Origin of the sequence: Bradyrhizobium zhengyangense, assembly GCF_022012435.1 — a bacterium.
In the GTDB taxonomy this organism is placed as follows: domain Bacteria; phylum Pseudomonadota; class Alphaproteobacteria; order Rhizobiales; family Xanthobacteraceae; genus Bradyrhizobium; species Bradyrhizobium zhengyangense.
Genome location: NZ_JAKLUA010000017.1, coordinates 67,352 through 89,450, shown reverse-complemented (window position 1 = coordinate 89,450; position 22,099 = coordinate 67,352). Strand labels below are relative to the sequence as shown.

Annotated in this window: 20 protein-coding genes and 1 pseudogene; 9 read left to right on the top strand and 12 right to left on the bottom strand. The window is 63.9% G+C overall.

All coding sequences use genetic code 11. The features are described 5' to 3' along the window. Positions 1 to 9: 9 nt before the first annotated feature. From L6637_RS34025 to L6637_RS34005, 5 genes are all read left to right on the top strand, one after another. Positions 10 to 1,404: a methyl-accepting chemotaxis protein gene (locus tag L6637_RS34025; RefSeq protein WP_237873363.1), complete on the top strand. Its 1,395-nt coding sequence runs from the start codon at positions 10 to 12 to the stop codon at positions 1,402 to 1,404. A 168-nt stretch (positions 1,405 to 1,572) separates the two neighbouring features. After that, on the top strand, positions 1,573 to 2,598 hold the full coding sequence (locus L6637_RS34020; protein ID WP_237873359.1) for an aldo/keto reductase: 1,026 nt from the start codon (positions 1,573 to 1,575) through the stop codon (positions 2,596 to 2,598). A 91-nt stretch (positions 2,599 to 2,689) separates the two neighbouring features. Beyond that, positions 2,690 to 2,851, top strand: coding sequence for a hypothetical protein (locus L6637_RS34015; RefSeq protein WP_237861608.1), 162 nt, complete (start codon positions 2,690 to 2,692; stop codon positions 2,849 to 2,851). A gap of 148 nt (positions 2,852 to 2,999) precedes the next feature. Continuing rightward, positions 3,000 to 4,421: an MFS transporter gene (locus tag L6637_RS34010; protein ID WP_237873357.1), complete on the top strand. Its 1,422-nt coding sequence runs from the start codon at positions 3,000 to 3,002 to the stop codon at positions 4,419 to 4,421. Positions 4,422 to 4,551: 130 nt separating this feature from the next. After that, positions 4,552 to 5,013, top strand: coding sequence for a peptidase associated/transthyretin-like domain-containing protein (locus L6637_RS34005; RefSeq protein WP_237873355.1), 462 nt, complete (start codon positions 4,552 to 4,554; stop codon positions 5,011 to 5,013). A gap of 69 nt (positions 5,014 to 5,082) precedes the next feature. Here L6637_RS34005 and clpA read toward each other — a convergent pair whose 3' ends face one another. Then, positions 5,083 to 7,491, bottom strand: a complete 2,409-nt coding sequence (clpA, locus tag L6637_RS34000) for an ATP-dependent Clp protease ATP-binding subunit ClpA (protein ID WP_237873354.1) — start codon at positions 7,489 to 7,491, stop codon at positions 5,083 to 5,085. 292 nt (positions 7,492 to 7,783) lie between these two features. Beyond that, entirely contained in the window at positions 7,784 to 8,116 is a 333-nt protein-coding gene (clpS, locus tag L6637_RS33995) for an ATP-dependent Clp protease adapter ClpS (protein ID WP_027530069.1), read from the bottom strand. 547 nt (positions 8,117 to 8,663) lie between these two features. On the opposite strand from clpS, the gene L6637_RS33990 reads away from it, so the two are divergent. Beyond that, a complete protein-coding gene (locus L6637_RS33990; RefSeq protein ID WP_237873353.1) occupies positions 8,664 to 9,941 on the top strand; it encodes a pilus assembly protein TadG-related protein in 1,278 nt (425 codons plus the stop codon). 71 nt (positions 9,942 to 10,012) lie between these two features. On the opposite strand, the gene L6637_RS33985 is transcribed toward L6637_RS33990, so the two are convergent. Next, positions 10,013 to 10,351, bottom strand: coding sequence for a phasin family protein (locus tag L6637_RS33985; protein ID WP_237861604.1), 339 nt, complete (start codon positions 10,349 to 10,351; stop codon positions 10,013 to 10,015). 387 nt (positions 10,352 to 10,738) lie between these two features. Here L6637_RS33985 and L6637_RS33980 point away from each other — a divergent pair, with 387 nt between their 5' ends. Next, a complete protein-coding gene (locus L6637_RS33980) occupies positions 10,739 to 12,535 on the top strand; it encodes a serine hydrolase (RefSeq protein WP_237873352.1) in 1,797 nt (598 codons plus the stop codon). A gap of 226 nt (positions 12,536 to 12,761) precedes the next feature. On the opposite strand, the gene L6637_RS33975 is transcribed toward L6637_RS33980, so the two are convergent. Beyond that, the gene (locus tag L6637_RS33975; RefSeq protein ID WP_237873351.1) at positions 12,762 to 13,487 is read right to left on the bottom strand and encodes a DnaJ domain-containing protein; all 726 of its coding nucleotides are present in this window, start codon (positions 13,485 to 13,487) and stop codon (positions 12,762 to 12,764) included. A 180-nt stretch (positions 13,488 to 13,667) separates the two neighbouring features. On the opposite strand from L6637_RS33975, the gene tehA reads away from it, so the two are divergent. Next, positions 13,668 to 14,660: a dicarboxylate transporter/tellurite-resistance protein TehA gene (gene tehA, locus L6637_RS33970; RefSeq protein ID WP_237873349.1), complete on the top strand. Its 993-nt coding sequence runs from the start codon at positions 13,668 to 13,670 to the stop codon at positions 14,658 to 14,660. A 4-nt stretch (positions 14,661 to 14,664) separates the two neighbouring features. Here the strand turns inward: tehA and L6637_RS33965 are convergent, their stop codons facing one another. From L6637_RS33965 to L6637_RS33955, 3 genes are all read right to left on the bottom strand, one after another. Continuing rightward, positions 14,665 to 15,420, bottom strand: coding sequence for a VWA domain-containing protein (locus L6637_RS33965; RefSeq protein WP_237873347.1), 756 nt, complete (start codon positions 15,418 to 15,420; stop codon positions 14,665 to 14,667). A 125-nt stretch (positions 15,421 to 15,545) separates the two neighbouring features. Continuing rightward, complete coding sequence (locus tag L6637_RS33960; protein WP_237861599.1) at positions 15,546 to 16,406, bottom strand: alpha/beta fold hydrolase; 861 nt, start codon at positions 16,404 to 16,406, stop codon at positions 15,546 to 15,548. Between the two features lie 341 nt (positions 16,407 to 16,747). Next, positions 16,748 to 17,671, bottom strand: coding sequence for a division plane positioning ATPase MipZ (locus L6637_RS33955; RefSeq protein ID WP_237861598.1), 924 nt, complete (start codon positions 17,669 to 17,671; stop codon positions 16,748 to 16,750). A 273-nt stretch (positions 17,672 to 17,944) separates the two neighbouring features. On the opposite strand from L6637_RS33955, the gene panC reads away from it, so the two are divergent. Beyond that, a complete protein-coding gene (gene panC / locus L6637_RS33950; RefSeq protein ID WP_237873346.1) occupies positions 17,945 to 18,796 on the top strand; it encodes a pantoate--beta-alanine ligase in 852 nt (283 codons plus the stop codon). Between the two features lie 83 nt (positions 18,797 to 18,879). On the opposite strand, the gene L6637_RS33945 is transcribed toward panC, so the two are convergent. From L6637_RS33945 to L6637_RS33925, 5 genes and pseudogenes are all read right to left on the bottom strand, one after another. Then, positions 18,880 to 19,320, bottom strand: a complete 441-nt coding sequence (locus L6637_RS33945) for a DUF1489 family protein (protein ID WP_237861595.1) — start codon at positions 19,318 to 19,320, stop codon at positions 18,880 to 18,882. Between the two features lie 42 nt (positions 19,321 to 19,362). Continuing rightward, on the bottom strand, positions 19,363 to 20,361 hold the full coding sequence (locus L6637_RS33940; RefSeq protein WP_237873345.1) for a hypothetical protein: 999 nt from the start codon (positions 20,359 to 20,361) through the stop codon (positions 19,363 to 19,365). 157 nt (positions 20,362 to 20,518) lie between these two features. Then, positions 20,519 to 20,710 (bottom strand): hypothetical protein, encoded by a 192-nt coding sequence (locus L6637_RS33935; RefSeq protein WP_027548146.1) that lies wholly within the window; start codon positions 20,708 to 20,710, stop codon positions 20,519 to 20,521. A gap of 203 nt (positions 20,711 to 20,913) precedes the next feature. After that, positions 20,914 to 21,281: pseudogene (locus L6637_RS33930) on the bottom strand (YidB family protein). 82 nt (positions 21,282 to 21,363) lie between these two features. After that, positions 21,364 to 22,026 (bottom strand): glutathione S-transferase family protein, encoded by a 663-nt coding sequence (locus L6637_RS33925; RefSeq protein ID WP_237861592.1) that lies wholly within the window; start codon positions 22,024 to 22,026, stop codon positions 21,364 to 21,366. Positions 22,027 to 22,099 lie beyond the last annotated feature (73 nt).

Genomic DNA, 22,099 nt, shown 5'->3' with positions numbered 1-22,099 from the left:
GATCGCCACATGTCCATTCTCGCTGTGATCAGCCGCAAGAGTCCGACGCAATTCCCTGACGATGATCTTGCGGCGCCGGAACGACCGTCGACCACGGCGAATCGCGATGAGACACTGGCCGTGTGGATCGAGGCCTTGATTGAGGGCAACTTCCTTGCGCCCGGCCACCTGGGCAGCGACCGTCTCTCCAATGCCGTCTCTAAGCTCGCAGCCAAGCTGGCTGACGATGCCTCGAAGAGGCTCGATGGCATCGTGGATCTCAATGTTCAAAGCAATGAAACCGCGATTTCCGCGGCCCGGATGCTCACGGCTTGTCGAGACGTCGACCAGAGGACCCAGGCGCTCGCAGCAGCAAGCGAGGAGATGGTCGCCTCGGTCGGCCAGATCAGGGCCAACGCAGAAGATGCGGCCGGCAGCGCGGCCAGAATGAAATCGAGCGCCGACCAAGGCATGACGACCGTCCGGCAGGCGTCCAAGGCGATGGAGCGTGTCGAAGCGACGGCCAACGAAGCCTCCGACAAGATCGTGGCACTCAGCGCCGCCTCCGAAGAAATTGGCGCCATCGTCTCGTCGATCGACGCGATCGCAAGGCAGACGAATCTCCTGGCGCTGAATGCGACGATTGAAGCAGCGCGCGCCGGCGAAGCCGGGCGTGGCTTTGCCGTTGTCGCTTCAGAGGTCAAGGCGCTTTCGCAGCAGACTGGCAAGGCAACCGAAGACATTCGTGACCGAATCCAACGATTGAGAAACGAGGTCGAGCTAATCGTGGCCGCGATGTCGGACTGCAGGTCTGCGGCCGTCGAGAGCAAGAACGTCGTCACACAGCTGGGCGAGGAGATGTCGGGCGTGGAAAGCCAGACGACCATACTCACTCACGGAATGCATGAGATCGCCAATATCCTCAATCAGCAGACCGATGCATCTCGCGAGGTAGCCGAAGGTATCTCCGCGATCGCGCGAATGACCCAAGCCAATGTCGAGCAGATCAAGAGCATATCCTCGCAGCTCGACGTCGGCCAGGATATCGCCGGCCGACAACTCCAGGATCTTGCCAGCCTGTCGTTCGACAACAAGATTCCGCGATTAGCCAAGGCGGATCACGTCATCTGGAAGAAGCGCCTCGCCGATATGGCAGTCGGACGAACGACGTTGAAGGTCGACGAGCTCGCCGATCATCATTCCTGCCGGCTCGGCAAATGGTACTACGGCGAAGGCTCCCTCGCGATGCGCAATCACCGGTCCTTTGGGCTGCTCGAAAGACCGCATGCGGAGGTTCACGAACATGGCAAGCGCGCCGCCAAGCTGTTCGCAGACGGTGATCTCGCCGGCGCTCTCAAGGAGATTTCCATGGTTGAAGAAGCCTCTGTCGAAGTGCTCAGGCTCCTCGACGATCTGGCGCACTAAGCCCCTGCTTGTGCGCGACGCGGACCGCTGATCACAACAGCGTCACGAGCTTGTAGCTCCCTCAAGCAGAGCCGCCATGTGTGCATGTGATGGCCCGACACGTAGACCTGCACTACCATTCGCTTCCAAGGCCGCGCCGATCAACTGGCGGCCACGAGGAGCAGTTCGATGGAATACCGACGCTTGGGCCGGTCCGGCCTCATGGTGCCCGCTTTGAGCCTTGGCACGGGCACGTTCGGTGGCGTCGGCCGCCTCGCGGCATGGGGGACGACCGACGCGACGGAAGCGCGGCGCCTTCTGGACATCTGCCTCGAGGCCGGCGTGTCGATGTTCGACACCGCCGACGTCTATTCGCTCGGTGAATCCGAACGCGTGCTCGGCGAAGCCATCAAGGGCCGGCGCGACAAGGTTCTGGTCTCGACCAAGGCGACGTTCCGCTTTGGTGACGGCCCCAACGACATCGGCTCGTCACGGCAGCATCTGCTCGCGGCCATCGATGGCTCACTGAACCGTCTCGGCACCGACTATATCGATCTGTTCCAACTCCATGGCTTTGATGCCATGACGCCGCCTGAGGAGGTGCTTGCGACCCTCGATGTGCTCGTGCGCGCCGGCAAGATCCGCTATGTCGGCGTCTCGAATTTCTCAGGCTGGCACCTGATGAAGTCGCTCTCCGTTGCCGACAAGCACGGCTTCCCGCGCTACGTCGCCAACCAGACCTACTATTCGTTGGTCGGGCGCGACTATGAATGGGAGCTCATGCCGCTCGGACTGGACCAGGGGTTAGGTGCCGTGGTCTGGTCACCGCTCGGATGGGGGCGCCTCACCGGAAAAATCCGCCGCGGTCAGCCGAAGCCCGAAGTGAGCCGCCTGCCCCAGACTGCCGATTTCGGGCCGCCCGTACCGGACGAACACGTCTATCGCGTCGTCGAGGCGATCGACGAGGTCGCCAAGGAGACCGGCAAGAGCGTTTCGCAGATCGCGCTGAACTGGTTGCTGCAGCGCCCGACCGTGTCGACGCTGATCATCGGCGCCCGCAACGAGGCGCAATTGCGCGAGAATCTCGGCGCGGTCGGCTGGTCCCTGACCAAGGACCAGATCGCAAAGCTCGATGCCGCGAGCAAGGTGACGCTGCCCTACCCGTATTGGCACCAGCGCGGGACCTTCTCCGACCGCAATCCGCCGCCGGTGTAATTGGCTACCCGCCAAGAGCCGGCTTGATTTGAGCTGCGTCAAGCCGGCCCATGCGGATCATGGCATCCTACTGTCCCTACGAGGCAGCCCGATGCGCCGATTTGCCATGAAGGCCCTGTTCACAGCCCTCAATCTCGGCCGTGCAGAGCGGACGCGGATCGACTGGGATCGCCGCGTCGTAGTTTTCTCTACGGCCGTCACGATTGGGCTGATAGCACTCTACATCTACGGCAAGGCGACCTCGCGCTGGTGAGTGTGCGAACCGCGCGCCGATCCATGTTCCCAGCGCCACCAGGCCTGCTTCCGGCGCAGGAACCGTCCGTGTCGTGCCGGGTTGCGATGGACGGCGCAATTTCCTAATCGAGGGGACACTCACGGCTCGAATCAAGCACGCTTCCACCATGTCGTCTGTCCCGATCGAGCATGCCGACGGCCTGCCGCAACCCCAGCGCAACCAGGCGGTGCTGACGATTGCGCTTGGCATCACCATGGCCGTGGTCGACAGCGCCATCGCCAATGTCGCGCTGCCGACGATCGCAACCGACCTGAACGCAAGCCCGGCCTTCTCGATCTGGATCGTCAACGGCTATCAGCTTGCGATCACAATCTCGCTGCTGCCGCTGGCATCGCTCGGCGAGATCGTCGGTTATCGCCGCGTCTATCTGGTCGGCCTTGTGCTGTTCACGCTTGCGTCAGCCTTCTGCGCGCTGGCGCATACGCTGCCGCTGCTCACGATCGCGCGCATCATCCAGGGGTTCGGCGCGGCCGGCATCATGAGCGTCAACTCGGCGCTGGTCCGCTTCACCTATCCGCGCAGCCTGCTCGGGCGCGGCATCGGGCTCAACGCGCTGGTGGTCGCCTTCTCCGCGGCGGTCGGGCCGACGCTCGCCGCCGGCATCCTCGCGGTCGGCAGCTGGCCCTGGCTGTTCGCCATCAATGTGCCGCTCGGCGTGGTCACGCTGGTGCTCGGCCTGCGTAGCCTGCCGCACACGATCCAGGCGAGCCATTCCTTCGACTGGCAGAGCGCGGGGCTCTCGGCCATCACCTTCGGCGTCGGCATCGCCGCGATCGACAGCGTCGGCCATGGCGAGGCGACAATCACATGCCTCATCCAGTTCGCGATTGCGATCGTCGCCGGCGCGTCGCTCATCTATCGCGAGACGCACATGAAGTCGCCGCTGCTGCCGCTCGACCTGTTGCGCATCCCGGTGTTCGGGCTGTCGATCGCGACCTCGATCGCCTCGTTCTGCGGGCAGATGCTGGCCTTCGTCGCGATCCCCTTCTACCTCCAAAGCCGCTTTGGCTATTCGGCCGTTCATATGGGTCTGTTGATCACGCCATGGCCGATCGCAGTGGCGTGCGCGGCTCCCCTCGCCGGTCGCCTGGTCGAACGTTATCCGGCCGGCCTGCTCGGCGGCATCGGCCTGACGCTGTTTGCCTGCGGCCTTGGCGGGCTCGCTTTCCTGCCGGCAAGTCCGACACCGCTCGACGTGGTCTGGCGGATGGCGCTGGCGGGCGCCGGCTTTGGTCTGTTCCAGACGCCCAACAACCGCACCATGATCGCAGCCGCGCCACGCGAGCGCGCCGGCGGCGCCAGCGGCATGCTGGGCACCGCGCGCCTGCTCGGCCAGACCACCGGCGCTGCGCTGGTTGCGCTGTTCCTCGGACGCTATCCGGACGACGGGACCCGGATCGCGCTTCTCGCCGGCGTCGGATTTGCCCTCTGCGGCGCCATGCTGAGCATGTTGCGGCTATCGCCGGCCGGCGCACGCGGCGCCGAACACGTCCGCGTGCAGGACGATCAGCGCATGCGCGGCGAATAATCGGCTCCCAAGCACAGGTCTCCGCGGCCCCCTCGCGCAACCTGTGCGTCACTAAACCATCTGGACCAATGGCCTATTGCCATCACTCTCAGGTTGCGCATGATTGCACATGGGGTTGGGGACTTATTTGATGCGTTTATTTGGAATTATGGCGCTCAGCGTCATGCTGGGCGGCTGCGCGTCTGTCACGCGCGGCACCACCGAGAACATCAGCATTTCATCCACACCGTCAGGCGTTGAAGCTGTGGTCAGCGGGTTGGAGGTTCCGACCACCTGCATGACACCTTGCTCCGTGGTCGTGAAGCGGAACGCCGACGTCTCGATCACCTTCCAGAAGGAAGGCTATGAGCCGCAGATCGTACCGCTCAGCCGGGACATCCAGACCGGAGGGGCCGCAGGCTTTGCCGGCAATCTCCTGCTCGGCGGTGCCATCGGCATGGGCGTCGATGCCGCAACGGGCGCAGCAACTGATCACAAGCCGAACCCGGTCATCGTAACGATGCAGCCAGTGGCCGCTCCTCCCCGCGCGCGGCCGCCCGCGCCAAAGAAACCGCGGCCGCCAGCGGCCGCCGCGCCTGAAGCCGGCACCTAGACCCCGGCATCGCGCTCCAAGCAAAAAGGCCGGCTCTGCAGCCGGCCTTTTCGATTCATGATACGCCGATCAAGCCTTGACCAGCGGACCCTTCGAGGTCGGTCCCTTGGAGCCGCCGGGGCCGCCCGGCTTGTTGGGCTTGCCCGGCGGACGCTTGCGGGCGGGCAGTTTTTCCTGCTTCGGGGTGACCGGCCCCTCGACGAACTCGAAGCCGATCTTTTCCTTGGTCTCGTCGGCCTCGTCCTTCACCAGGACGACGCGAACGTGGCCACCGCCCTTGAGCTTGCCGAACAGCACCTCGTCGGCCAGCGGCTTCTTGATGTGCTCCTGGATGACGCGAGCCATCGGCCGCGCACCCATCTGCTCGTCATAGCCGTGCTGGACCAGCCAGGTCTTGGCGGGCTCGGACAGCTCGATGGTGACGTCGCGGTCGCCGAGCTGCGCCTCGAGCTGAAGCACGAACTTCTCGACCACGGTGCCGATCACCTCGACGCTGAGATGGCCGAACGAGACGATGGCATCGAGACGGTTGCGGAATTCCGGCGCGAACTGCCGGTTGATCGCCTCGTGATCGTCGCCTTCCCGCTTCGAGCGCGTGAAGCCGAAGGCCTGCTTGGCGAGATCCGAAGCGCCCGCGTTCGTTGTCATGATCAGGATCACGTTACGGAAGTTGACCTGCTTGCCGTTGTGGTCGGTGAGCCGGCCGTGATCCATGATCTGGAGCAGCACGTTGTAGAGGTCGGGATGCGCCTTCTCGATTTCGTCGAGCAGCACCACGCAATGCGGATGCTGGTCGACGCCGTCGGTCAGCAGACCGCCCTGGTCGAAACCGACATAGCCGGGAGGCGCGCCGATCAGACGCGACACAGTATGCCGCTCCATGTATTCGGACATGTCGAAGCGCAACAGCTCGACGCCAAGCGACGCCGCGAGTTGCTTGGCAACTTCGGTCTTGCCGACGCCGGTCGGACCCGAGAACAGGTAGCAGCCGATCGGCTTCTCCGGCTCGCGCAGGCCCGCGCGTGCGAGCTTGATCGAGGCGGCGAGCGACTCGATCGCCTTGTCCTGGCCGAACACGGTGCGCTTCAGCGTCTGCTCGAGATGCTTGAGCACCTCGGCATCGTCCTTCGACACGCTCTTCGGCGGGATCCGCGCCATCGAGGCGATCGTGGTTTCGATCTCCTTGATGCCGATGGTCTTCTTGCGCTTGTTCTCGGCGACCAGCATCTGCGCCGCACCGGACTCGTCGATCACGTCGATCGCCTTGTCGGGCAGCTTGCGGTCGTGGATGTAGCGCGAGGACAGCTGCACCGCAGCCTCGATCGCCTCATTGGTGTACTTCAGCCGATGGTAGTCCTCGAAATACGGCTTGAGGCCCTTGAGGATTGCGATGGCGTCCTCGACGGTCGGCTCGTTGATGTCGATCTTCTGAAAGCGCCGCACCAGCGCGCGGTCCTTCTCAAAGTGCTGGCGGTATTCCTTGTAGGTGGTCGAGCCCATGCAGCGGATCGTGCCCGAGGCAAGCGCCGGCTTGAGCAGGTTTGAAGCGTCCATGGCCCCGCCCGACGTCGCGCCCGCACCGATCACGGTGTGGATCTCGTCGATGAACAGGATGGCGTTGGGATGCGCCTCGAGCTCCTTCAGGACCTGCTTCAGGCGCTCCTCGAAGTCACCACGATACCGCGTGCCCGCGAGCAGCGTGCCCATGTCGAGCGAGAACACGGTCGCAGCGGCCAGAACCTCCGGCACCTCGCTGTCGACGATGCGCTTGGCGAGGCCCTCCGCGATCGCGGTCTTGCCGACGCCGGCCTCGCCCACGAACAGCGGATTGTTCTTCTGCCGGCGGCACAGCACCTGGATCGCGCGGTTGATCTCGGAATTGCGTCCAATCACCGGGTCGATCTTGCCGTCGCGCGCCTTCTTGTTGAGGTTGACGCAATAGGTCTCGAGCGCCTCGCCCTTCTTCTTGGCGTCCTCGCTGCCCTTGGTCTCGGTCTCCTCGTCGACGCCGCGCACGGGCCGCGCCTCGGAGACGCCCGGCCGCTTGGCAATGCCGTGACTGATGTAGTTGACGGCGTCGTAGCGCGTCATGTCCTGCTCCTGCAGGAAGTACGCGGCATGGCTCTCGCGCTCGGCGAAGATCGCGATCAGCACATTCGCACCGGTCACCTCTTCGCGACCGGAGGACTGCACATGGATCACCGCACGCTGGATCACGCGCTGGAAGCCGGCGGTCGGCTTGGCATCGTCGGCGCCATCCGTCACCAGATTCTCGAATTCGGTCTCAAGATAATTGACAAGGCTCGTGCGCAACTTGTCGAGATCAACGCTGCAGGCCCGCATGACTGCGGCCGCGTCGGAATCATCGATCAGGGAAAGCAGGAGATGTTCGAGCGTCGCGTATTGGTGATGACGCTCGTTGGCGATCGCCAGTGCACGATGCAGGGATTGTTCAAGGCTTTGGGAAAAAGTCGGCATTCGCGTCCTCTATGGCCCCCACCATCATGATCGCCATCGCCCGGTCAGGCAACAACAACCTTTGTCACATATAGTTATACAAGATCGCGGCAAAAGACCGGTTCCGCGACTCTACGGGCATTACGCACCCACCGCATTCTCGATGCAAAACCCGTTCCGATTTGGGCAAAACTACCCATTTGGGCAGGACAGGCGCCGGCGCTGAGTCGGCCGGATCACGCCGCAGCATGCGCTGACGTCACACACCGCACGAACAGAACCGATCTAAAGAACACTGGATTCGAACGCGCGGTTACTTCTTTTCCATCACGCATTGCAGGGGATGCTGGTGCTTGCGGGCGAAATCCATCACCTGCGTGACCTTGGTCTCGGCAATCTCGTAGGTAAACACACCGCACTCGCCGATCCCGTGATGATGGACATGCAGCATGATCTTGGTCGCGGCCTCGACGTCCTTCTGGAAGAACTTCTCCAACACATGGACCACGAATTCCATCGGCGTGTAATCGTCGTTCAGGATCAGCACACGATAGAGGTTCGGCCGCTTGGTCTTGGGCTTGACCTTGGTAATGACAGACGTGTTCGGACCCGCCGGGCCACCGGAACGGTTCTCGTCGTTGCTCATCCGGGGAGCATGGGCGGCGGCAGCCGCGGACAGGTCGAGTCTGGAAGTCAATTGCAGCATGGCTCAGGCGTTCAAATTCCCCACGGAAGCGTCTGACGGTCCGCCGCGCCGCCCACACGCGTGGGTCTCGCGCCGGCGCGCCGCCTTGTCGGATCGCCGCTTCCAACCGGTCCGGTCGAGCCGGATCGATTGCAGGCAATATGGGCCCGCCCCCGGCTCGCCGCAAGCATGCAACGGCTCGGCCGATGCGACCGCGGCGCCCCGATTCCCGGTCCGGGCGATCCTGCGCAAGGTTAGTCAATCCGGACCGGTTTGACAAAAACTTCCGGCCGGCCTGCTCAGAACATGCTGATCAGGAACCTGACCGCGACGCTTTGGCACGGCCATTCCTCCGGGTTTCTACGGTCTGATTTACCCCTCGTTCAACGCTGTGGCGCGAAATCCGGCAAACCACACATGTCGGGGTTGTCATGTTGCGCCGGCCCGTTGTCAGCCGCCTTGGACGGCAGCTCGCCCGTTTCGCCCGGGCTGAGCAAGCAATTATGCCGTGATCTTTGCCATAGCGCTCGTTCCGGTCCTGAGCTTCGTCGGTGCGGCGGTCGACTATAGCCGCGCGGTCAAAGCCCGCACCTCGACGCAGGCAGCGCTCGACTCTGCCGCCCTCATGCTCTCCAAGGACCTGTCGTCCGGCGCCATCGCCACATCGCAGATCAGCACGAAGGCCACGACCTATTTCAACGCGCTGTTCACCGACAAGTCCGCGCTGCCGAGCGTCACGGTCACCGCGACCTATACCGCGAGCACATCCGCGGGTTCGACCATCCAGCTCACTGGTGACGGCGATTTCACGACCACCTTCATGAAGATCGCCGGCTTCCCGAAGCTTGGCATCAATGCCTCATTGACCAGCGCCTGGGGAACGGTGCGGATGCGCGTGGCGATGGTGCTCGACAATACGGGATCCATGGCCGACGCCGGCAAGATGCCGGCAATGCAGACCGCCGCGAAGAACCTGATCGATCAGCTCAGCGCGCTCGCCAAGGCCGACGGCGACATCTACATCTCGATCGTCCCGTTCGCCAAGGACGTCAATGTCGGCGCCGGCAATTACAGCAAGCACTGGATAGATTTCACCGACTGGGATGCCGCGAACGGGAGCTGCAGCAGCTCGCGCTATACGAACCAATCTTCATGCGTGAACAACAGCAAGACCTGGACACCGGCCAATCACAATACGTGGACCGGGTGCGTGGTGGACCGCGACCAGGACTATGACATCAAGAACACGACGCCGACGAACGGCAATTCCGCGACGCTCTTTCCGGCCGACCAATATTCCTATTGCACCACGGGCAGCTCAGCCTATCTGCAGCCGATCGTGCCGCTGAGCTACAACTGGTCCTCGCTCAAGACGGTGATCGACAACATGAAGCCGACCGGCAACACCAACCAGGGCATTGGTCTCGCCTGGGGCTGGACGACATTGTCCACGGGCGATCCCACGAATGCGCCCGCCAAGGATTCGAACTATACCTACAAGGACGCCATCGTCCTGCTGTACGACGGGCTCAACACGCAGAACCGCTGGTACAGCAACGCCTCGCAGATCGACGCGCGGCAGATGAAGCTGTGCGACAATGCCAAGGCCGCGAACATCACGATCTACACGGTGCAGGTCAATACCGGCGGCGATCCGACCTCAGGCGTGCTGCAATATTGCGCCAGCAGCACCGACAAGTTTTACCTGGTCCGCTCGGCAAGCCAGACCGTCTCGGTGTTCCAGAGCATCGGCACGTCGCTGTCGAAGCTGCGCGTGGCACGCTGACCAGAGCCTTGCGCAAACGAAAAAGGCCCGGCTGATGCAGCCGGGCTTTGTGATTTCATCAGTTCAGAAACTTACTGGGCCGCCGGGGTGAACTTCGACACGACCGTCTCAACCGGCTTGAACGCCTGCTTGGCGAGGTCGCTGTAGAGGCCGGCGATCTTCTGCGATTCCGCGACGAAGGTCTCGTAGGCGGAACGGGCGAAATCGGTCTGGGCTTCGAGCGCCTTGTCCAGCGACTTCACGCCGGAAAGCTTCTCGACGAACGACTTGGTGTCTTCGAACGACTTCTTGGTGTAGTCGCCATACGCGCTGGCGATCGCCTGGAGGCCGTGCTGCACCGAGCTCGCGGAGGCAACGCAGGTCTCGAAATGCTCTTTCCCGTAGTTCTGAAAGTCTTCAACCTTGAACATCTTGGAATCCTTTTCCCTGGCTCGCGTCCGGAAGCCCCGGCTCCCTGACTCTGCCCACAAATAGTGCAACGCACAAAAAAGTCAAGAATCTTGTGCGACGCACAAAATTCGGCGCAAGTTGCGGAAATTCCCGGGCTTTCCCGCAAGGTTTTCTTAAGCTTTTGGAAACCGCGGCACCCTACCCTGATTCCCTGGACGTGTTCACTTCCGCAGGCGGCCAAAAGCCGTTTGAGAACATCACCTTAGCCAGAACAGCGGCTCAGGCCCAACGTCCCCCGCAGTGAACACCAGCGGAGGGACAGCCTGAGCAGGTAATGATCCCGGGTCCGCAGGGCACAATTTCGCCTCACGAGCCGGTGATCAAGTCACAAACGGGGACGGGGTTCCATGCTTCGTAGCAACTGGTCTTCCTCGCGCTTGGCGCGGGTTGGCGTTTTCGGGCTTCTCACGGTCACCACAGCCGTCATCTTCACGACCGATGCAGCCGACGCACGGCGCTACCGGCGGCACTATGCGCACCACCGGGTGCATCACGAGGCCTCCGAGAGCTACAGTCCGCAATTCGCGTCGATCATCGTCGACGGGAATTCCGGTGCGGTGCTGCAATCGACCAGCCCCGATGGCATTCGCCATCCGGCTTCGCTCACCAAGATCATGACGCTCTATCTGCTGTTCGAGCGTCTGGAGTCCGGCAAGATGAAGCTCGACACCGAGATGCCGGTGTCGCAGCACGCCGCCGACCAGGATCCGACCAAGCTGAACCTGCGTGCCGGCCAGACCATCCGCGTCGAGGACGCGATCAAGGGCCTCGTCACCCGCTCGGCCAATGACGCCGCTGTCGTGATCGCTGAAGCGATCGGCGGCGACGAGGACGATTTCGCCGCGATGATGACGCGCAAGGCGCGCGCACTCGGCATGTCCAGGACGGTTTACCGCAACGCCAATGGCCTACCCAACGACGAGCAGGTGACCACTGCGCGCGACCAGGCGACGCTCGGCCGCGCCATCCAGGAGCGCTTCCCGCGCTACTATCGCTACTTCTCGACCACCTCGTTCACCTGGCGTGGCGAGCAGATCCGCAACCACAATCACCTGCTCGGCAGCGTCGAGGGCGTCGACGGCATCAAGACCGGTTACACCCGCGCCTCCGGCTTCAATCTCGTGACCTCGATGCGCCGTGGCAACCGCCACCTCATCGGCGTGGTGCTCGGCGGCCGCAGCGGCGGCTCGCGCGACGCCATCATGCGCAATCTGCTCGCCGAGAACCTCGAGAAGGGCGCAACCACCCACACGGTTGCCGCAGTGACCGAGCGCAACGGTGCCGATGCCAGCAGCGACGTCGCCGATGCATCGGAGACCCCGGCTCGGCCCGTTCCGCCGGTCCAGGTCGCAGCCGCTCCTGCTCCCGAGGCCCCCGCGCCGCGTCCGGCCTCCCGCCTCGCCACGCTTGCAGCCGCGACCGCAGCGATGCCGCCGGCTCAACCCAAGCCTGAAGCCAGGCCCACCGAGTCCAAGATCGAGCCCGCACCTCTCACCAATGGCGTGATCTCAAGCCAGCCGCTTGCCCTCATTCCGGGTTCGTCCGAGCCGATGAAGCCGGTCCGGGTGAAGACGGTTCAAGTCAAGGCCGGCGCAGTCAAGGTCGCCTCCGCCGCCCCGACACAGGTCGCCCCGCAGGTCACCAACACGATTCCGGCCCGCGGTGAGATCGCCGAGACGTCCGGCGCCGTCGTCGCCAGGGCCGACATGGTCAACAAGCCGGAGCCCGCCCGAGCCGAACTGCCGCAGCAACCTGCTGGCTTCGGCACCGGCAACGGCGTTCTCGGCGTGCTGCCGGCCGCCACCGCTGCGGCGCCCGCACCGGTTGCCAAGCTTGCCTCCGCCGATCCGTCCCCGCAGCCGATCCAGATGAGCGCCACCAAGCCGGCCATCACCCATAGCGGCTGGATCGTGCAGGTCGGCGCGCTCGAGAGCGAGAGCGAGGCCCAGCAGCGCATCGAAGCCGCTCGCAGCTCGGCCCGCGGTCTACTCAGCAGGGCCGATCCGTTCACCGAGCCGGTCGTCGCGAGGGACAATCGCAAGCTCTACCGCGCCCGCTTTGCCGGGCTCGAGCGGGATCAGGCCGAGGCGGTGTGCAAGACGCTGAAGCGCGCCGACATCTCCTGCATGACCGTCCGCAACTGATCTCTCAGATACTTCCAAGCCAAAATGCCCGCGCCTTGCGCGGGCATTTTTGTTTTTGAGGACGCGGTGGCGCTGCAGGCTGTTCCGCGACAACCTCTCGTCAAGAATTTACGGTTAAAACTTTGCTCAAGGGATCGACCACGCCGACAATGGCGGGCATCGGGGCGACGGCAAACAGAGCAATCGGAACTCACGCGGTACGGGCGTTTGTGGCGTGGTGCCGGAGTTAGCCGTTATGCGTACGAAGCAGAGTATCCTTGGCCTCGTTTACCCGGGCAGCGAGGTACGTCGAGCCCCCCTGGTCGGGATGCAGTTTCTTCATGAGGGATTTGTGCGCCCGGCTGATGTCGTCGCGCCCCGCTCCCGGCTGCAAGCCAAGGATCTGATAGGCTTCCTCCGCCGTCATTTTGCCGCTCGCCGCCGCGCGGCGCTGCCCCCCTGCCGCGTCGCCCTGCGCGTTCTGACGCCAGGCGGGAAACCGGCGGTCCAGATAGCTTTCAAGTAAGGCCACGCTCTCGGCATCGAACGCCGGGACCATCGCCAGCAAACTTGCAAGATCGAACTCTTCAAGACCGCGCCCGGCGTGAGGCCCGGCGACGATCTGGCCCGAGAGCTCGCCGGAATCATGATCGAGCCGCATATCCAGGAATTGTGATCGCACGCGCGAGGTCTGACCGGATGAGCGCGATGCGCCACCCCTGAACAGGCCCCGGACATTGCCAAAGCCTGCATTCGCGAGCGGCGTCCAGCCGAGCAAACCAGCCCCGAATAGTCCGAGCGGGATCGCCACCGCCAGTTCGCCCCGCAGGCCGGTGAAGGCGGCCACTGCGAGCGCCACCACGCCGCCCCCGACCTTGATGGCGCGCGCAAGCACGGCCGGATTGGCGGCGCGGAACATCTGGAGCAGCAGATAGAGCGTGATAACAGCGACGAGGCCGGCGATCAGAGTCATGGTGGGAATATAGTCGCCCTCTTGTCAAAAAGCATGATGTCCTTCCCTCCGTCCACGTTCGGACGGTGACAAAAGCTGTTCTGTTGCCATAAGCAGTTGCCCCCATCATTCCGGCGCACTCGGAAGCAGCGAAGGTCGCATCACCACCCAGGAAATGATGAGGGGGCTTTGGGGAAGACGATGAGCGAGGGATTCAAGCCACCGATCGTGCCGGCCGCCTTCTTCGGTATCGTCCTGGGCCTTGCGGGTCTCGGCAATGCATGGCGTGCCGCACACCAGGTTTGGCAGTTGCCGGCGATCATCGGCGAAATCATTCTCGCCGTCGCCTCGATCGTCTGGGCGGTTCTGATTGGGCTGTTCGTGCTGCGCTGGATTTTTGCACGCGCCGAGTCGGTCAGTGAAGCGCATCACCCGGTCCAGTGCTGCTTCATCGGCCTCGCCGGCGTCTCCACCATGCTGATCGCGCTCGCTGCTGCGCCCTATTCGCACCATGCCGCCATGATCCTGTTCGGGCTCGGCGGAGCGTTTACGCTCGGTTTCGCACTGTGGCGGACGGGACTGCTGTGGCGCGGCAACCGCGATCACACCGCGACAACGCCGGTCCTCTATTTGCCAACCGTTGCGGGCGGCTTCGTCACCGCCGGCGTCTCAGCGGCGCTCGGCTACCCCGACTGGGGGCAGCTCGCCTTCGGCGTGGCGCTGTTCTCCTGGTTCGCAATCGAATCCGTGCTGCTGCACCGTCTCTATACCGTCGAGACGCTTCCCGTCGCGCTGCGTCCGACGCTCGGCATTCAACTTGCGCCGCCCGTGGTCGGCGCGGTCGCCTATCTCGCAATCAATGGCGGTGTCCCGGACATGTTCGCGCATATCCTCATCGGCTATGGGCTGATGATGGCGCTCCTGCTGCTTCGATTGTTGCCCTGGATCATGGAGCAACCGTTCTCGGTGTCCTATTGGAGCTTCACCTTCGGCGCCACCGCGCTTGCGATCGCGCCAATCCGCGTGGTCGGGCACGGCGACACCGGCGCGATCGCTCTGCTCGCGCCTTATCTGTTCGCGGCCGCCAACCTCGTGGTCGGACTAATCATGCTCGGCACGCTGCGCCTGATCGTGCAGGGACGCCTGCTGCCGCCCGTTGCGGCTTCGTCTCCGACGCAGGCCGCGCCGGCGTGAGGCGTTACTTCATTTGTCCGATCAGTTGCGCGGCGCCACTCGCCGTCTTAGCCAGTCTCAGCAATGCCTCGCGGCCTCCAGCTGCGTAGGCCGCAGCGGCCCTCAACAGCTCGCGCAGCTGTGCCGCCGCGCCCGGATCGAACCGGCACCAGGCACCGCCGGTCAGACGCGCAATCTCGCGAAACGCCTGTTCGGCGACTGCATCATGGCCTTCCTGAAACAGGAACACCGGCACCTTCAGCATGCCGAGCTCGCCGGCCTTGGCGCAGAGCGCGTCGACCTTCTCCTCCATTGCGTCGCCGACGAAGACGACAGCACGCACACCTGATGTAACCGCCTCGCGCCGCGCGTCGGTCAGCACTCTGCCGATCTGGGTGTCGCCGCCGCGACAATCGATCTTGCTCATCAGCGTCGCCAGCTTGCTGCTGTCGGAAATCCAGCCCGTCGCGCGGCATTCATTGTAGCCGCGATAGTAGACCAGTCGGATGTCGAGGCTGCCAAGCGCAGCAGCCTCGCGAAACATGTCGGCCTGAAGCGCGCAGGCCATGTCCCAGGTCGGCTGCCGGCTCATCGTCGCATCCAGTGCGAAGATCAAGCGGCCCTTCGCACCCGGTGCATGCGGAGACAATGCCCGCGCCTTGGCAACGAAGGCGGCGACATCCTCGGAGGTCGAGCTCTTTGCCTGCGGCAGCACGCCGTCGCTCTCGGCTCGCGCCGACACGGCATCGCTCTGGCGGGGTTTGGTGGGGTCGTCGGGCATCCATCGTCACATCGGGTCTCAGGCCACCAATGTGGATGGCGTGCCCTGCCCGGTCAATGTGCAAAGCCTCCGCAGGCGGGAGCCGGCGGAGGCTTTGAGACTTGCTTCGATCAGCTCTTCTCGGATTAGCTCTTGGCGGGCGCCATCAGAGCCACCGGACCCGGCTCCAGGATCTTGGGCGGAGCCGAACGGGTGTCGACCGGCGCAATTGCGCTGTCGGTGTCGCTCAAGAATTTATCAAGCATGCCCTGGATCGAGTTCTTGGCGTCGTCCGGACCTGTGTCGCGCATGTCGTTGTGCTGGAAGTCGGTCTTCACGACCTGGATACCGGCCTTCTCGCACTCCTCGTCGGTCGGGAGCACGCCCGGATCAGTCTTGAACTGCGGATCGTGAGAGCGGAACGAAAGAATCTTGAATTTACCAGCGGTGACGAAGGGCACGCGGAGATTGTCCAGCGTCACGACCTTCTTGACCTCGTCCGGATATTGCTTGGCGAAATACATAGTGATGTCGCCGCCCATGGAATGGCCAACCATCGTCACCCTGGTGTAGTCAGCGTTGGGCTGAACCTTCTTCATCTCCTGCATCGCCAGATGGATATTGGCGACGCCGCGCAGAATCTGCGGCAGGCGGCCGACATAGAGCTCGCCAGGCTTGGTCACCATCGGCGGATCGGTCGGCAAATCATGCTGCGGGCTTACGACCAGGTAGCCACGCGCAGCGAAGATGTTGGCGAGAAAGCCGTACTCGGTGTTCTTGACGGTGTTGCCGTGATTGATCACCGCAACCGGAAGCGTGATCATGCCGGCATTAGCCTGCATTTCCTTGTCGCGACGGATCGCGATGTCGACAGGCACGGGACGATTATCGCGCGAAGGGTCGTAGAAGGTGATGGTCTCGTGCTTGATGGCCCACTTGCTCGCCGTGAAATAGGCGACACTGAAGAGGGCTCCCACACAAACCAGAACGGCAATTCCACGCTTCATTTTCGTCCTCAGCCTCAGGCCGTGCGACCTGATCCCTGTTGAAAATCGTGTTTCTTCCGGAGCTCTTCGGCCCCTGGTCGCCTATTCCCCAATATATGTCACAGGCGCGTGACAGGAAGGCCAAATATTGTGAACTGACAGCCCTTTCATTGTGCGATGCACACGTTTGGTGGGCACCGCGTTCTGATACCGCTACCTCCGGGTACAGATGATCATCCGACGCAACCCGTCACGATCGGGTTCAATTTCACGGTGAATGCCCGGTGAAAACAACTGCAGGCGAGATCTGTTCCGGCGGGAACCGATGTCATGATCGACCGGGAAGTAACAGCGTACCGTGCCTAGGCGCCGAGGATGTCGTGGACCTCGAGCGGCTTGTCCACCTGGCTGAACCACTCGGCGCGATTTGCCGCACGGCGGCGGCCGCGCTCGTCGAGCGGCAGCTTGAGCTGGCGCAGCAGGCTCGTCACCTCCTCCCGCGCGGTGAGATGGCCAAGATTGGGCCGCATCCCGAGCGTGGCCTCGTCGATCTCGTCGAGTGCCGTGAGGCCACGCGGGAAGAACTCGCGATAGACGACACGTTCGGCGAAGCCATCGACGTAGCGGAAGCCGAGCCGCAGCGATAAGTCCTTCAGCCCATCGGCGACGAGCTGCTTGTTGCGAGAGCCGAGCATCGACAGGCGATTGCGCACCACGATCCAGTCGGTGGTCGAGCCGTCGAGTTGACGACGCTTGCGCCTGACATCGCGCACCATTTCGGCGTAATGGCTTTCTCCCGTTACCGCGTAATTGGTGGGATCGACGGTACCGAGCACGTCGAAATCGAGGAAGCTGTCGTTGATCGGCGTGACCAGCGTGTCCGCCATCGAATGGGCCAGCCGCATCAAATAGCTGTCGGTGCCGGGCGTATCGATGACGATGAAGTCGAAACTGCTCTCGACCGCCGAGACCGCCTCCATGAACTGCTGGAACTCGGAATTCTCGTTCTCGGCGATCAGCATGGTTTCGCCGAGCTTGATGCAGCGATGCACCGGCAACTCGAGGTCGAGCTTGGTGCGGCGCGCCCAGGCAGAACGGTTGTTGATGTAGCGGGTGAAGCTTTGCTGGCGGCAGTCGAGGTCGATGGTGGCGACGCGCTGACCAGCCTTCAGGAGCGCAACCGCGATGTGCAGGGCGGTGGTCGATTTGCCGGAGCCGCCCTTCTCATTGCCGAGCACAACGACGTGCGCCGAGCCGGATTGGCTTTGGCTAGCCTGCACAAGCATGGCGATCCTCAACACCCCTTAAACAATATCTTCGAGTTGGCCGCGTCTGCGGTCAAGTGAAATGCGTGACAGGATAACGAAATCACAGTGCGATGATGGTCATCATGAATCGCGTCGCGGCCTTTCGTCTGTGATCCAGCCCACAACGACGCGACATCCTCGCTGCAGGGAATGCTGTGCCCGATGTCGATGCATGGCGTCCACGACCGGCGCTTGTTAAGGTTAGCCGGCTGCGCGGCTGGCGGCGCCCACCCCCAACCATTCCGAGTTCTGATGTCACCAAGCCCCCTGATCACCCGCACGGTGCCCGCCCTGCGACGCGCCGTCGACAATCTTCGCAAGCGAAAGGCCACGGTCGCGCTGGTGCCGACCATGGGGGCGCTCCATGACGGGCATGTGTCGCTGGTGCGCCTCGCCAAGCGGCGCGCGAGCCGCGTCGTCGTGTCGATCTTCGTGAACCCGACCCAGTTTTCGCCATCAGAGGATTTCGGCGCCTATCCGCGGACCTGGAAATCCGACATCGCCAAGCTTGCGGCCGAGGATGTCGACATCGTCTGGCACCCCGGCGTCGAGGCGATGTATCCGGAGGGCTTTGCGACGCGTATCGTCCCGGAGGGGCCGGCACTGGCCGGGCTCGAAGACCGCTTCCGCCCGCACTTCTTCGGCGGCGTCGCCACCGTCGTCGGCAAGCTGTTCACACAATGCCGGCCTGACGTCGCGATCTTCGGCGAGAAGGACTTTCAACAATTGCGCGTGGTGACGCAGATGACGCGCGACCTCGACCTCGGCGTGAAGGTGATCGGCTCCCGTACCGTCCGAGAGCGCGACGGGCTCGCGATGTCCTCCCGCAACGTCTATCTCTCGCCTACGGAACGCCAGACCGCCACCGTGCTCTATCGGGCCATGACCGACAGCGCCGGACGGATCCGGGCCGGCGAAGCCATCGCGAGCGCGATGGCGCGCGGCGCCGAGATGGTCGCGACGGCCGGCTTTGCGCTCGACTATTTCGAGCTCCGCCATGCCGAGACGCTGGCGCCCGTCACCTCGCGCAAGGACGGGCCGCTGCGGATCCTGGTCGCCGCCAGGCTCGGCACGACGCGGTTGATCGACAATATCGCGGTTTGAAGCGCGATGACGGCATCGCGCTTCAGGTTATTGTTGGAGCATGATCTTTCCGGAAAACCGCCGCGCACTTTTCCGGACCATGCTCAGAGCAATCCGAGATCGCGCAGTTCGCGCCGCATCGGCTCAGGCATCGCCGCGATGGTGCCTGCGGCCGACTTGCCGAGATCGGGCGGCACGGAATCGTCGGTGAGATAACGCCAGCCCTGGAACGGGCGCATCGGTCGCGGCGACACCGAGACCACCTTCGGCTGCATCACGATCCGGCAGCGTCCGATGCCGTCCTTGTCGCGGAATGGCTCGATGCCGATGATCTTTTCACGCGCGGCGATCTCGCCCTTGATGACCCAATAGAGCGATCCGCCGGCGAGAATTTCGGCGTCGCGCTTCGGCACCATGCGGGTGATATGGATGTGGTGTTGCGGCAGGCCCTTTTTCTTGGCCGTCTGCATCCGTTCGGCGACCCACCCCTTCAATTCCTTGACGGAGTCGCAGCCGACGGCAAGCTTGATCAGATGGAGTGGCATAACCCAGCATTAGCGGGCCATGCCCGGGTTTTCAAAGCCGAACTAGTCGTTATCCGCAGCCGCGGGAGCCGCGCCCGGCGGCGGTGCGAGCGGAACCGGTGCGGCGGCCGGTGCTCGCGCGGCCTTCGGCGCGGACGGCCTCCTCGCGGCCGGTGCCGCGGGCGCGGCCGCCTGGGCCGAGGCCGCAGCCGGAGCACGTTGGGCCGCAGCCGGTGTTGCCGCCGCATTGGCGGGCGGCGGCTGGCGCGTGGCCGCCGTCGGCGGCTCCGGACTCATGATGCTCACCGGCGGGGTCGACGAGGCGCTCGGGAACTCGGCATTGGTCGGCTTGCCCGTGGGCATCGATGGCGGCAGCGCCGCGATCGGGTTGGGCGGCAGCGCTCCGGGCGCTGCTGCGGGCGAATTCCAAGTCGGCGCGTAGCGCGCGACCATCTGATCGTAAAGATGGGAATCCATGTTGGCAGCGACCTGCTGCTGGTCCGTCAGCGAGCGGAACGCGGCGCAATCGAACTGGGTGCAGCCGTCGCGCGCGACCAGCACCTGCGCCACGAGGCCGAAGCGATCACGCTCCAGCGCCTTGCGCAGCACCTTCGTGTCGAGCGTCAGGCTTTTGTCGGCGGTCGGGGCATCGCCGAGCGCGGTCAGCCGATCGATCCGGGCCGCCGTATAGGCGACGGCGGCGGCCGCCGTGTCAGGCGCGCCGAACAGCGCCTTCTCACAGCCGGTGGCCACGGCATCGCCGGCGAGGTCGTCGAGGCAGGCCAGCGCCGGGAGGGTCGCGGTCACCGTGGCTTGCGTGCGGGCTTCGGTCGGCGCCGCCTGCCCCACTGGCCCATAGATGCGCATAGTGGCGGCCACCGCGATACCGATCGAGAGCAGCGTGATGACAGTCAGCGCGCCGTTGGCGACCGATTTCTCGGCGCGCAACAGCGTGATCAGCATGATCAACCCGAAGAAGCCGGCGGCTGCCAGGGTCATCCACATCGGGAAGGATGGCGAGCGCCAGATTTGGTCGAGCGACGAGGCCCATGCCCAGTTCATGCGCGATGTCCCCTCACGCGAGCAAAGAGCTGATGGTCAAGCGAGCACCGCGAGTCGGCAACTGCCCCCGGCCCACCTTGCCGAGGCGAAGCGGGCCTTTTGACGGCGAGCGGCGCAAATTCGTCCGCGATGTCAATGCGTGGCGAGCGCCAGCGCATTACGAGAGCGCGAGCTGGCTTTCCTTGGCGACCCGTTCGAAAGCCTCAGTGGAGCTCTTGATCCGATACTGGCAGTCGTCGCCTTCCGTCGGCAGCAGGCGAATGATCTCGTAGGAACCACTCGCAGCCGGGCGCGCGACGTTGCTAGCAGTGAACAATACGCGCGTTCCCACGGGGAATTTATGCTTCAACGCCCATCTCCATCACTCAAACAGCGCCGGCCGTGCCCAAGGTCCCACTGCGACGGACCGGCTGAAAACCCGGTGTGACCTATAGCACGCGCTGCGGCGTTTTGGCCAGCAGTATGCCGGCATGGCAAATACGCCAAACCCGCAGTGTTTTCAAGATGATAGCCGGCGAACGGCGGCCGATGATACCGCCGGAAGCGGTCCTCTCAGGCGCCGTGGGGCAGATGGCCGTTCGGGCTTGCCTGGTCCACGGCCTTGGGCAGCTCCTGGGCCAGGATCTCGCCGAGCTCGTCGACCGGGATGTTGTAGCGCGCCGCGAGCTGGCGGACGGTGTCGTTGCCGAGCACGGCGCGGAGCTGGTCGGCCGAGATCGACATGTTCTGGCCATTGCCGAGCCAGGACTTCACCTGGTCACCGAGGCCCGCCTGCTGGAGCTTGGCGACGATCGCGCCCAAGCCGCCCTGGTTGTTGCTGCCCATCACCTCGCTCAGCACGGCCGGCAGGACGGCGGCGCCGAGCTGGCCAAGCGCGCTGCGCAGTGCGGGATTGTTTCCAGCGAGTCCAGAATTCCCATGGCCGTCCCCTCTTTCGTTGTTCCCTATGATTGAGCGCCGCCGATCGGCACGCCGTCAAGCGGCGCCCATTCACATTCTCGGCTACACGTTCTCGAACTTTTCGATGACAAGTGTTTCGGCGAGACCGTCGCGGGTCCATTCCTGGAACGCCGGCATCGCCATCATCGTATCCATATAGGCCTTGGTCTCCGGCGTGACTTCGATGGCGTAGGTGCGGAAGCGATGCACCACCGGGGCGTACATCGCGTCGGCCGCGCCGAAGCGGCCGAACAGGAACGGCCCGCCGGCGCCGTAGCGGGTCAGACATGTGCGCCAGATCTCCTGCACGCGCGCGACATTGGCCTTGGCGTCCGCCGACAGCGTCACGGGCCGCACCGGACGGTGCAGGTTCATGCCGCATTCGCTGCGCAGGGCCATGAAGCCGGAATGCATCTCGGCGCACACCGAACGGGCAAACGCGCGCGCGGCAACGTCGTCGGGCCACAGCTTCTTCTCCGGATAGCGCTCGGCGATGTACTCGATGATCGCCAGCGAATCCCACACCGTGATGTCGCCGTCGACCAGCACCGGTACCTTGCCGGCGCGGCTAAAGGACAGAATCTGCTCCTTGTCCGCGGGATCGTCGGTGTAGAGCGGGATCACGGTCTCCACGAACGGGATGTCGTTGGCGCGCAGCGCAAGCCAGGGCCGCATCGACCATGACGAGTAGTTCTTGTTACCGATTGCGAGCTTGAGCGCTGCCATGTCCGTGGTCCTTCCATAAGTCCGTCTGTGCGGCTGCTTTTAACGCCATCGTCCGCCGCCAATCAATCGTTGC

What these genes read in the sequence shown, in the direction of transcription:
- L6637_RS34025 (WP_237873363.1), top strand. Translation starts at nt 10, where the DNA reads ATGTCCATTCTCGCTGTGATCAGCCGCAAGAGTCCGACGCAATTCCCT.
- L6637_RS34020 (WP_237873359.1), top strand. Translation starts at nt 1,573, where the DNA reads ATGGAATACCGACGCTTGGGCCGGTCCGGCCTCATGGTGCCCGCTTTG.
- L6637_RS34015 (WP_237861608.1), top strand. Translation starts at nt 2,690, where the DNA reads ATGCGCCGATTTGCCATGAAGGCCCTGTTCACAGCCCTCAATCTCGGC.
- L6637_RS34010 (WP_237873357.1), top strand. Translation starts at nt 3,000, where the DNA reads ATGTCGTCTGTCCCGATCGAGCATGCCGACGGCCTGCCGCAACCCCAG.
- L6637_RS34005 (WP_237873355.1), top strand. Translation starts at nt 4,552, where the DNA reads ATGCGTTTATTTGGAATTATGGCGCTCAGCGTCATGCTGGGCGGCTGC.
- clpA (WP_237873354.1), bottom strand. Translation starts at nt 7,491, where the DNA reads ATGCCGACTTTTTCCCAAAGCCTTGAACAATCCCTGCATCGTGCACTG.
- clpS (WP_027530069.1), bottom strand. Translation starts at nt 8,116, where the DNA reads ATGAGCAACGACGAGAACCGTTCCGGTGGCCCGGCGGGTCCGAACACG.
- L6637_RS33985 (WP_237861604.1), bottom strand. Translation starts at nt 10,351, where the DNA reads ATGTTCAAGGTTGAAGACTTTCAGAACTACGGGAAAGAGCATTTCGAG.
- L6637_RS33980 (WP_237873352.1), top strand. Translation starts at nt 10,739, where the DNA reads ATGCTTCGTAGCAACTGGTCTTCCTCGCGCTTGGCGCGGGTTGGCGTT.
- L6637_RS33975 (WP_237873351.1), bottom strand. Translation starts at nt 13,487, where the DNA reads ATGACTCTGATCGCCGGCCTCGTCGCTGTTATCACGCTCTATCTGCTG.
- tehA (WP_237873349.1), top strand. Translation starts at nt 13,668, where the DNA reads ATGAGCGAGGGATTCAAGCCACCGATCGTGCCGGCCGCCTTCTTCGGT.
- L6637_RS33965 (WP_237873347.1), bottom strand. Translation starts at nt 15,420, where the DNA reads ATGCCCGACGACCCCACCAAACCCCGCCAGAGCGATGCCGTGTCGGCG.
- L6637_RS33960 (WP_237861599.1), bottom strand. Translation starts at nt 16,406, where the DNA reads ATGAAGCGTGGAATTGCCGTTCTGGTTTGTGTGGGAGCCCTCTTCAGT.
- L6637_RS33955 (WP_237861598.1), bottom strand. Translation starts at nt 17,671, where the DNA reads ATGCTTGTGCAGGCTAGCCAAAGCCAATCCGGCTCGGCGCACGTCGTT.
- panC (WP_237873346.1), top strand. Translation starts at nt 17,945, where the DNA reads ATGTCACCAAGCCCCCTGATCACCCGCACGGTGCCCGCCCTGCGACGC.
- L6637_RS33945 (WP_237861595.1), bottom strand. Translation starts at nt 19,320, where the DNA reads ATGCCACTCCATCTGATCAAGCTTGCCGTCGGCTGCGACTCCGTCAAG.
- L6637_RS33940 (WP_237873345.1), bottom strand. Translation starts at nt 20,361, where the DNA reads ATGAACTGGGCATGGGCCTCGTCGCTCGACCAAATCTGGCGCTCGCCA.
- L6637_RS33925 (WP_237861592.1), bottom strand. Translation starts at nt 22,026, where the DNA reads ATGGCAGCGCTCAAGCTCGCAATCGGTAACAAGAACTACTCGTCATGG.